Here is a 10,429-nt window from a genome sequence, read left to right on the forward strand (position 1 = left end):
TTGACAAGTGCACGCTGTTGAGTTCTCAAAGATCGGACGCACCCGCGTTCCAGCTTCTCAGCCTTCGCCGCAGGGCAACTTCTCTATCTTACACACCCCGTCTCGCCTGTCAAATCGCAACCGCGGGGCACAAGACCCCACCACGACTCACCTGCAGAACGAGGGTGGAAGAAACCCATCCTAAACCGAAGACCGGCCCACTCACCAGGAGCAGATCAGATGGGGTGGTTCGCTGCTTGAGGGGAGCCAGGCCTTCCGGCCTTCCGCTCTACCCTTTGGGGCGAACAACAAGAACACTACGCGGAACCGGCCCACCCGTCGAATCGAGCCCACATCCCGGGCGTGTCGCACACCCCCACCCGCAGAAACACGCGGAACTCGTGCTCGGGCGCCGCGCTAGCGTTGACGACATGAGCGAAGAACGATGGGTGTGGGGCGTCGGCCTCGCCACGACCGCTGACGACGGAACCGTGCTCGACACGTGGTTCCCCTCCCCTGCCGCGGGACGCATCCCTCTGGGCTTCGACCCGCAGATGCCACCGGACGAGATCGAGCGTCTCGCGGTGCCCGACGCCCGACGCGCCGTATCGGTCGACGTCGTCACCGTCGAGGTCGACCTCGACGCGGCACCCACGTCGACCTCCGACGCCTATCTGCGCCTGCACGCCCTCTCCCACCGGCTCGTCCGCCCGAACGAGGTCAACGTCGACGGCATCTTCGGCCACCTCCCCAACGTCGCCTGGACCAACGCCGGGGCGATGCACCCCGACGCGCTGACGCGCCTGCGCCCCTTCCTTGCGCGGGACGGCATCCAGGTGCAGGGCCTCGACAAGTTCCCGCGGCTGCTCGACTACGTGACCCCGCCGGGCGTCCGCATCGCGGACGCCTCGCGCGTGCGTCTCGGCGCGTACCTGTCGCCGGGCACGACCGTCATGCACGAGGGCTTCGTGAACTTCAACGCCGGCACCCTCGGCCAGAGCATGGTCGAAGGACGCATCTCGCAGGGCGTCGTCGTCGGCGACGGCAGCGACATCGGTGGCGGGGCGTCCATCATGGGTACCCTGTCGGGCGGCGGCACCCACAAGGTCTCGGTCGGCGAACGGACCCTCCTCGGCGCGAACGCCGGCATCGGGATCTCGCTCGGCGACGACTGCGTCGTGGAGGCCGGCCTCTACGTCACGGCGGGGACCAAGGTGGTGCTGGCAGACGAGCCCCGGCGAGCGGACGGCTCCCTCCCGACGGCGAAGGGCGCCGAGCTCTCGGGTCGCGACGGTCTGCTCTTCCGCCGCAACTCGGTATCAGGTGCCGTCGAGGCCGTCCGGCGCGCCGGCGTGGGTGTGACCCTCAACGAGGCACTGCACGCCTGAAACGTCCCTCGACGCCGATGCCGCGCTCCCTTACGGGGGCGCGGCATCCGTCATTCTCATGGCGATCGGGCGAACGCCCGGTGACCGTGCGGGCTCTCGTCAGGAGATACCGGGGTAGTCGCGCTCGGACGCCCCGATGTACAGCTGCTGCGGACGACCGATCTTCGTCTGCGCGTCGCCCGCGGCCTCGCGCCACTGCGCGAGCCACCCCGGCAGCCGGCCGATGGCGAACAGCACCGTGAACATGCGCGTGGGGAAGCCCATCGCCTTGTAGATCACGCCGGTGTAGAAGTCGACGTTCGGATAGAGGCGGCGCTCCTGGAAGTACGCGTCGTTGAGCGCGATCTCTTCGAGCTCCTTCGCGAGGTCGAGCAGCGGGTCGCTCACGCCGAGCGCCGACAGGACCTCGTCGGCGGACTCCTTGACGAGCTTCGCGCGCGGGTCGTAGTTCTTGTAGACGCGGTGACCGAAGCCCATGAGCTTCACGCCGTCTTCCTTGTTCTTGACGCGCTCGACGAAGCGCTGCACGCTTTCGCCGGACTCGTGGATGCGGCCGAGCATGTCGAGCACGGCCTCGTTCGCGCCGCCGTGCAACGGCCCGTACAGGGCGTTGATGCCGGCCGAGATCGACGAGAACTGGTTCGCACCGGTCGAGCCGACCAGGCGCACCGTCGAGGTGGACGCGTTCTGCTCGTGGTCCTCGTGAAGGATCAGCAGCCGCTCGAGCGCCCGCGACATGACCGGGTCGACCTGGTACAGCTCGGACAGCACGCCGAAATTGAGCTTGAGGAAGTTGTCGACGAACCCGAGCGAGTTGTCGGGGTACAGGAACGCCTGGCCGATGCTCTTCTTGTGCGCGTAGGCGGCGATGACCGGCAGCTTCGCGAGCATGCGGATCGTGTTCAGCTCGACGTGCTCGGGGTTGTTCGGGTCGGACTGGTGCTCGTAGTACGTCGACAGTGCCGAGACGGCCGACGACAGCACCGACATCGGGTGCGCGGTGTGCGGCAGCGCCGAGAAGAACCGCTTGAGGTCCTCGTGCAGGAGGGTGTGCCGGCGGATCTTCTCGTCGAACTCGGCGAGCTCGTCCGCCGACGGCAGCTCGCCGTAGATCAGGAGCCAGGCGACCTCGAGGTAGGTGCTGTTCTTCGCCAGCTGCTCGATCGGGTAGCCGCGGTAGCGGAGGATGCCCTGATCGCCGTCGATGTAGGTGATCGCCGACTTCGTCGCCGCCGTGTTGACGAAACCGTAGTCGAGAGCCGTGTAGCCGGTCTGGCGGGTGAAAGTGGAGATGTCCACGCTCGGCGTCCCGTCGGTCCCCCGCAGCAGCGGGAACTCGGCGGTGGTGCCACCGATCGTGAGGGTGGCCTTCTCCTGCTGGGTGCCCGCGTCGCTCACGGCGCCTCCTCGCGATTTCTGGTCGTGCCGGGGGTGTCGGTCCCGCCCTGCGCGGCGCCATGAAGATGCCGGGTGCAGGGAGGGGGAAGCGGGACGGGGGATGCCGCGTCGCCGCGTTATTACAGCCTAGTGGGCCGCCACGCCTACTGCTGACACGGCCAAACGGACCGCAGTCGGGATGGAGGAATCCTCAACGCCGGCCGTCGCCCGCCGCGCGAAGCCGCGCCGCGGCGGCAGCGATACGCTCGTCGGTCGCGGTCAGCGACAGCCGGATGTGCTGCGGGAAGTGGATGCCGTAGAAGTGGCCTGGGCCGGCGAGGATGCCGAGATCCGCGAGGCGTCCGAGGCTCTCCCACGCGTCGCGACCCTCGGTCGCCCAGAGGTAGAGACCGGCTTCGCTGGCGTCGACCCGGAATCCCGCCGACTCGACGGCGGGCCGCAGCACGTCGCGGCGGTCGCGGTAGAGCTCCTTCTGGGCGGCGACGTGGGCATCGTCCTCCAGGGCTGCCGCCATGGCGGCCTGCACCGGGAGCGGAAGCATGAGGCCGAGGTGCTTTCGCGCCGTGAGCAGCCGCGCGACGAGGGCAGGGTCGCCCGCGAGGAAGGCCGCCCGGTAGCCGGCGAGATTGGACTGCTTGCTGAGCGAGTACACCGACAGGATGCCGTCGAGCCGGCCGTCGACGACCCTCGGGTCCAGCGCGGACGGCACGGGTGCGGCATCCCACGGAGCGTCCCAGCCGAGCTCGGCGTAGCACTCGTCCGACGCGAGGATCGCGCCCCGTTCGCGCGCGCGGTCGATCGCGGCGCGCAGCGCCGCGATGTCGAGCACCCGCCCGTCGGGATTCCCTGGCGAGTTGACCCACACCAGGCGCGTGCCCGCGGGCCACTCGGCCGGGTCGTCGGCGGCGACGGGCGTCGCGCCGACCAGGCGCGCCCCCACCTCGTAGGTCGGGTACGCCGCGCGCGGGTGCACGACGATGTCGCCGGGACCGAGACCGAGGAGGAGTGGAAGAAGGGCCACCAGCTCCTTGGAGCCGACGGTCGGGAGCACATGATCCGGCGTGAGACCCGGCACGCCGCGGCGTCGCTCGTACCAGCGGGCGATCGCGGCGCGGAGCGCGGGCGTGCCGACGGTCTGCGGATAGGCGTGCGCATCGGTGGCCGACCTGAGCGCGTCGGCCACGACGGCGGGGGTCGGGTCGACGGGCGAGCCGATGGAGAGGTCGACGATGCCGTCGGGATGCGAGCGGGCGCGCGCGGCGTACGGCGCCACGGCGTCCCAGGGGTAGTCGGCGAGGTCGGCGACCCCCACGTCAGTGTTCCTGCGGCGGGAGCGCGGCGATGATCGGGTGGTCCTTGTGGATGACGCCGACCTTTGCGGCGCCGCCGGGCGAGCCGATGTCGTCGAAGAACTCGACGTTGGCCTTGTAGTAGTCCTGCCACTCGTCGGGCAGGTCGTCTTCGTAGTAGATCGCCTCGACCGGGCACACCGGCTCGCAGGCGCCGCAGTCCACGCACTCGTCGGGGTGGATGTACAGCGACCGGTCGCCCTCGTAGATGCAGTCCACCGGGCACTCGTCGATGCAGGCGCGGTCCTTGACGTCCACGCAGGGAAGGGCGATCACGTACGTCACCGCTTCAGTCTAGTCGCGGCCGCAGGCGCCGATCGGCCGCGGCGGGCGTCTGCCGTCCCGCTCGGCGACGTCCGTCGTCCGAGCGGCGGGACGTCCGCGACCCTCAGCCGACGGGTTCCGCCGGGGGCGCCGTGCGCGACCGCACCTCGGGCCATGCGATCACGACGACGGCGGCGAGCGGGACGAGGATCGTCCACACGACGCCCGGATTGAACTGGCCTTCGGGCGCCTGCGGCACCACGACCGATCCGCCCGGACCCGCGCCCGAGAACACCAGGGTGGCGATCATCACGCCGAGTGCCGTCGCGAGCGTCGCCCACCGGTCGCCGGTGAGCAGCCGCACCGCCACCAGCAGAGCGATCACGCCGATCAGCCCGAGGACGAGCCCCAGCGGGAACCAGCCGATCATGTAGGCCTGGGCGACCGTTCCGGCGACGCCGTAGAACGCCCCGACCACGAACGCCACGACCCAGGCGCCGAGGCGCGACCACGAGAACGTCACCGCCTCATTCTAGGCGGGCGCCCGCGACGCGCCGACGCCCGAGCCCGCCGCCTTCCGCGCTCGACGGCTCAGGCCGCCCAGCCCCAGAGGCGCAGCAGTGCCGCGACGAGCGCCGCGGCCACGACGACGACCAGGAACGGGGCGCGCAGCAGGAGCAGCCCCGCGGCGACGAGCACCGCCGGAACGCGCGCGTCCACCACGACCGCCTGGCCGACGGCGAGCGTCTGCACCGCCACGAGCGCGGCGAGGAGCGCGACGGTGAGCAGGTCGGCGATCCGCATCGGCCGGGGCGCCTCCACCCATCTCGGCGGGATCAGATAGCCGACCGTCTTCAGCGCGACGCACACGATCGACGCCACGAGCACCGCGGTCCACATCGTCACGGCAGACCTCCGCGCTCGGCGACGTCGTCGGGCTCGCCGGCATCCGCTCGCTCATCCGTGCCCAGCCAGTCGGTCCAGCCGACCACGACGGCGACGACGGCGGCGATGATGACGGGAACCCCCGGCATGAGCACCGGCGTGAGCACGGTCGCGACCACGGCAGCAGCCACGCCGACGACGATGGGCTGACGCGCGCGCAGGCGCGGCCACAGCAGTGCGAGGAACGCCGCGGCCGCCGCCGCATCGAGGCCGTACGATCGCGGGTCGCCCAGCACGTCGCCGAGGAGCGCTCCGGCGAGGGTCGAGAGGTTCCAGCCGACGTAGATGCCGATCCCGGTCACCCAGAAGCCGAGGGTGCGGGCCCGCGCGCTCTCCTGCGCGAGCGACACCGCGGTGGACTCGTCGATGGTGAACTGGGCTGCCGCCGCGCGGCGCCAGAACCCCGCCCCGACGACCGGCGACATCCGGATCCCATAGGCGACGTTGCGGACGCCCAGCAGCGCGGCGGAGGCGATGGCCGCGGGCGCGGCAGCCACTCCCCCGGCGCCGACGATCCCCGCGAAGGCGAACTGGGATCCGCCGGTGAACATGACCAGGCTGAGGATGCACGTCTGCCAGACGTCCAGCCCGGAAGCCACGGCCAGGGCCCCGAACGAGATCCCGTAGGCGCTCGTCGCCAGCGCGACCCCGAGCCCTTCGCGCACCGCCCGTCGCGCTTCGCCCGCGCTGTGCGCATCGTCGAAGTGCGGCTCGTGGGTCACGTCGTCATCGTATCGACGGGTGCCCGGGCGGGCGCCGGGCCGCAACGTGAGCGGTGGCCCGCGACGGCGGGGTGGGACGACGCCGGAGAGAGGCGCCCGGCGCCGAACGACGGGGATTGCGCTTTCCGCTCGGGCGGGCCATGCTGATGAGCACCGCAGAAAACGCTTCCTCGCTTGTGGGCGCCCATGCGCCCGTTCTCATCACGGATTCTGCCGAGGACGAAGGAGTCCGCCTTGAGAACGACGCTGCCCCTGCCCGCCCGAGCGGACGCGCGGAAGCGGCATCCGCTCGTCGCCTGCCTCGGCGTCGCCGCCGCGCTCACCCTGGTGCCGTCGCCGGCGCTCGCCGCACCCGCGGACCCCACCGCGCCGCCGACGGAGCCCGGCGCTGTGGACCTCGGCCGCGAGGTCATCGCCGAGGGAGACGGCTGGGCGGCGTGGTCGGGACCCACGTATCCCGAGCGGGTCGCGCGCCGCGCCGAACCGGTGACCGGCGGCAGCCACGCCGCGGCGGCCGAGGTCTACGTCGTCGACGACTGGCAGGAGCTGCGCGACGCCCTTTCCGGCAGGCCGGGCGGCTCGCAGAGCGACGCGCGCTACAACCAGGTGCCGCGCATCGTCTACGTCACCGGCACGATCGACCCCTGGCTGCAGTCCGACGGCACGCGCCTCACCTGCGACGACATCGCGTCGCAGGTGACGGTTGCCGGCACCGGCGCACCGTTCTCGATGGACGACTACATCGCCGCGTTCGGTCCGGGCATCGATCCGTCCGGTCCGCTCGAGCAGGCCCGCGTGGCGGCGGCCGCTCTGCAGGCCACGCTCACCCTGCAGCACATCGGGTCGAACGTGACGCTCGTCGGCGTGGGCGACGATGCACGCGTGGAGGGGGCATCCCTCCGCATCCGCGACGCGCACAACGTGATCGTGCGGAACCTCACCCTCTCGGATGCGTACGACTGCTTCCCGCAGTGGGATGCCGGAGACGGCGCGGGCGGCGCGTGGAACTCGGCCTACGACAACCTCTCGGTGTGGACGTCGACGAGCGTGTGGGTCGACCACAACACGTTCGACGACGGCGCGCACCCCCTGCAAAGCCTGCCGATCGTGTACGGGCAGACGTTCGAGGTGCACGACGGGCTTCTGGACGTCACGCACGGCTCGGACCTCGTGACCATGTCGTGGAACTGGTTCCAGCACCACGACAAGACCGACATCATCGGCTCGTCCGACTCGCGGCTGCAGGACCGCGGCCAGCACCGCGTCACGCAGCACCACAACCGCTGGACCGACATCGGTCAGCGCGGACCGCGCGTGCGCTTCGGCGATGTGCACGTCTACAACAACCTGTACGAGCAGACGGATGCCACGACCGCCGCCTCCGAGCCGGGCTCGCCGTTCTTCCAGTACTTCTGGGGAGCCGGCAAGGAGAGCAGCATCGTCGCCGAATCCAACGCGGTCGAACTCGTCGACCCCGCCTCGGCGTCGCGCATCATCGCGGGCTGGGGCGGCACCGAGCTGAAGGCCACCGGCACGCTGGTCGACGGACAGCCGGCCGACGTGCTCGCGGCCTACAACGCCACCGCGGCGACACCGCTCTCATCGGCGGTGCGCTGGAGCCCGGCCGACGCCTACGCGTACGCGCTCGACCCGGCCGCCGACGTGGCGGCGATCGTCCGAGCGGGGGCAGGAGCCGGGATCCTCCCGTCGGGCACTCCCGCTGCCACTGCAGCACCCGAGGCGTTCGTCCTGTCGGACGACAACGGGCACGACACCGGCCTGCGCGACGGCGACTACCGGGTGACCGCAGATCTGTGGTGGGGCCAGAACGCGACCGTGGTCAAGCTGTACGAGAACGGCGCGCTCGTGGGCGCGCAGTGGGTGCCGGGGGCCTCCCCTACCGCGCAGCGGGTCGACTTCGACATCGCGGGACGGCTGAACGGCACCTACGAGTACACGCTCGTCGCTCTCAACCCCTACGGCGGCACCGCGTCGCGGACGCACACGGTCACGGTGACGGATGCCGCGCCCGGCCGCGCCGTGCTGAGCACCGAGGGCGTGCGCGCCGGGGAGGTGACGATCTCGGCCGATCTGTGGTGGGGCACCAACGCGACCGGGTACGTCCTCTTCCAGGACGGCATCGAGATCGATCGGCAGCAGCTCGCGGCCGCCACACCCGGCGCCCAGCACGCGGAGACGGTCCTCGGCGAGCTCCCGCCGGGGACATACGTGTTCACGGCGACGCTCAGCAACGCCGCGGGGTCGACCGAGGCCAAGCCGCTCACGGTGAGGGTTCGCGACTGAGACGCAGATGCCGCGACCTCCTGCCTGCGCAGGCACGGGGTCGCGGCATCCGTCTCCGCTCTTTACGCGTTGGCGTCCTGGCGCTTGAGGCGCGACGCGGCGCGGCCGCGCTCGGTCGCGTCGAGGATGACCTTGCGGATGCGCACCTTCTCGGGGGTGACCTCGACGCACTCGTCGTCGCGGGCGAACTCGAGGCTCTCCTCCAGCGAGAGCTGACGCGGCGGCGTCAGTCGCTCGAGCTCGTCGGCGGTCGACGAGCGCATGTTGGTGAGCTTCTTCTCTTTGGTGATGTTCACGTCCATGTCGTCGGCGCGCGTGTTCTCACCGACGACCATGCCCTCGTAGACCTCTTCGGTCGGCTGCACGAAGAAGCTCATGCGCTCCTGCAGCGCCATCATCGCGAAGGGCGTCACGACACCCGAGCGATCGGCGACGATCGAGCCGTTCTGGCGAGCCTGGATGTGGCCCGCCCAGTCGTCGTAGCCGTGGGAGATCGCGTTTGCGATGCCGGTGCCGCGCGTGACCGAGAGGAACTCGGTGCGGAAGCCGATGAGGCCGCGCGAGGGCACGACGAACTCCATGCGGACCCAGCCGGTGCCGTGGTTGACCATGGTCTCCATGCGGCCCTTGCGGGCGGCGAGCAGCTGGGTGATCGCGCCGAGGTACTCCTCGGGGGCGTCGATGGTGAGGTGCTCGAACGGCTCCTGCACCTTGCCGTCCTCGCTCTTGCGCGTGACGACCTGGGGCTTGCCGACGGTGAGCTCGAAGCCCTCGCGACGCATGTTCTCGACGAGGATCGCGAGAGCCAGCTCGCCGCGGCCCTGCACCTCCCAGGCGTCGGGGCGGCCGATGTCGACGACCTTGAGCGACACGTTGCCGATGAGCTCGCGGTCGAGGCGGTCCTTCACCATGCGGGCGGTGACCTTGTGCCCCTTGACCTTGCCGACGAGCGGCGACGTGTTCGTGCCGATGGTCATCGAGATGGCCGGGTCGTCGACCGTGATCGCGGGCAGCGGGCGGACGTCCTCGGGATCGGCGATCGTCTCGCCGATGGTGATCTCCTCGATGCCGGCGATCGCGACGATGTCACCGGGGCCGGCCTCTTCGGCGGGGTACCGCTCGAGCGCGCGGGTCTTCAGGAGTTCCGTGATCCGGGCGTTCGAGTGCGAGCCATCGTGGCGCACCCACGCGACCGTCTGCCCCTTGCGCAGCGTCCCGTTGAAGACGCGCAGCAGCGCGAGGCGGCCGAGGAAGGGGCTCGAGTCGAGGTTCGTGACCCACGCCTGCAGGGGCGCCTCGTCGTCGTAGGCGGGGGCGGGCACGTGCTCGAGGATCGCCTCGAAGAGCGGCTCGAGGTCGGCGTTGTCGGGGAGCTCGCCGTTGGCGGGACGGGTGCGGGATGCCGCGCCCGCGCGTCCGCTCGCGTAGACCACCGGAACGTCGAGCAGCGCGTCGACGTCGAGGTCGGGCACGTCCTCGTGGAGGTCGGACGCGAGACCCAGCAGCAGGTCGTGGGCCTCCTCCTCGACCTCGGCGATGCGCGCGTCGGGGCGGTCGGTCTTGTTGACCAGGAGGATCACGGGCAGCTTGGCCTCGAGCGCCTTGCGCAGCACGAAGCGCGTCTGCGGCAGCGGGCCCTCGCTCGCGTCGACGAGCAGCACGACGCCGTCGACCATCGACAGGCCGCGCTCGACCTCGCCGCCGAAGTCGGCGTGGCCCGGAGTGTCGATGACGTTGATCGTCACCGGGACGTCGGTGTGGGCACCGTTGTACGTGATCGCCGTGTTCTTGGCGAGGATCGTGATGCCCTTCTCACGCTCGAGGTCGTTCGAGTCCATCGCGCGCTCTTCGACGTGCGCGTGCTCGCCGAAGGAGCCGGTCTGACGGAGCATGGCGTCGACGAGCGTCGTCTTGCCGTGGTCGACGTGGGCGACGATCGCGACGTTGCGGAGGTCCGGACGGAGGGCGCGCGCCATGAGGGATTCCTAAAGTTGAGGTAAGCGCCGGGATGCCGGCATCGGCCATTCTATCGGGACGACCCTGAACGGCCCGTGTCGCGCCGTCCCGGGGCATCGGGACG

The 10,429-nt window shown here is 70.7% G+C and carries 9 protein-coding genes; 2 read left to right on the forward strand and 7 right to left on the reverse strand.

Going from position 1 to position 10,429, the window contains the following annotated elements; all coding sequences use genetic code 11:
• Window positions 1–410: 410 nt before the first annotated feature.
• A complete protein-coding gene (gene dapD, locus R8Z57_RS00005) occupies window positions 411–1,367 on the forward strand; it encodes a 2,3,4,5-tetrahydropyridine-2,6-dicarboxylate N-succinyltransferase (RefSeq protein WP_318351714.1) in 957 nt (318 codons plus the stop codon).
• A gap of 99 nt (window positions 1,368–1,466) precedes the next feature.
• Here dapD and R8Z57_RS00010 read toward each other — a convergent pair whose 3' ends face one another.
• From R8Z57_RS00010 to R8Z57_RS00035, 6 genes are all read right to left on the reverse strand, one after another.
• Window positions 1,467–2,765: a citrate synthase gene (locus tag R8Z57_RS00010; RefSeq protein ID WP_318351715.1), complete on the reverse strand. Its 1,299-nt coding sequence runs from the start codon at window positions 2,763–2,765 to the stop codon at window positions 1,467–1,469.
• A gap of 190 nt (window positions 2,766–2,955) precedes the next feature.
• A complete protein-coding gene (dapC, locus tag R8Z57_RS00015) occupies window positions 2,956–4,077 on the reverse strand; it encodes a succinyldiaminopimelate transaminase (RefSeq protein ID WP_318351716.1) in 1,122 nt (373 codons plus the stop codon).
• Between the two features lies 1 nt (window position 4,078).
• Window positions 4,079–4,399 carry a ferredoxin gene (gene fdxA, locus R8Z57_RS00020; protein ID WP_318351717.1) on the reverse strand — a complete coding sequence of 107 codons (321 nt, stop codon included), beginning with the start codon at window positions 4,397–4,399 and terminating at the stop codon, window positions 4,079–4,081.
• Between the two features lie 103 nt (window positions 4,400–4,502).
• Window positions 4,503–4,901, reverse strand: a complete 399-nt coding sequence (locus R8Z57_RS00025; RefSeq protein ID WP_318351718.1) for a DUF6113 family protein — start codon at window positions 4,899–4,901, stop codon at window positions 4,503–4,505.
• A 68-nt stretch (window positions 4,902–4,969) separates the two neighbouring features.
• Window positions 4,970–5,284, reverse strand: coding sequence for an AzlD domain-containing protein (locus tag R8Z57_RS00030; protein WP_318351719.1), 315 nt, complete (start codon window positions 5,282–5,284; stop codon window positions 4,970–4,972).
• Entirely contained in the window at window positions 5,281–6,045 is a 765-nt protein-coding gene (locus R8Z57_RS00035) for an AzlC family ABC transporter permease (protein WP_318351720.1), read from the reverse strand. Before R8Z57_RS00035 ends, R8Z57_RS00030 begins: the two co-directional genes overlap by 4 nt.
• Window positions 6,046–6,279: 234 nt before the next feature.
• Here R8Z57_RS00035 and R8Z57_RS00040 point away from each other — a divergent pair, with 234 nt between their 5' ends.
• Window positions 6,280–8,349 carry a hypothetical protein gene (locus R8Z57_RS00040; protein WP_318351721.1) on the forward strand — a complete coding sequence of 690 codons (2,070 nt, stop codon included), beginning with the start codon at window positions 6,280–6,282 and terminating at the stop codon, window positions 8,347–8,349.
• 62 nt (window positions 8,350–8,411) lie between these two features.
• Here R8Z57_RS00040 and typA read toward each other — a convergent pair whose 3' ends face one another.
• The gene (gene typA / locus R8Z57_RS00045; RefSeq protein WP_318351722.1) at window positions 8,412–10,325 is read right to left on the reverse strand and encodes a translational GTPase TypA; all 1,914 of its coding nucleotides are present in this window, start codon (window positions 10,323–10,325) and stop codon (window positions 8,412–8,414) included.
• Window positions 10,326–10,429 lie beyond the last annotated feature (104 nt).

Origin of the sequence: Microbacterium sp. M3 (assembly GCF_033548675.1) — a bacterium.
GTDB classification, from domain to species: domain Bacteria; phylum Actinomycetota; class Actinomycetes; order Actinomycetales; family Microbacteriaceae; genus Microbacterium; species Microbacterium arthrosphaerae.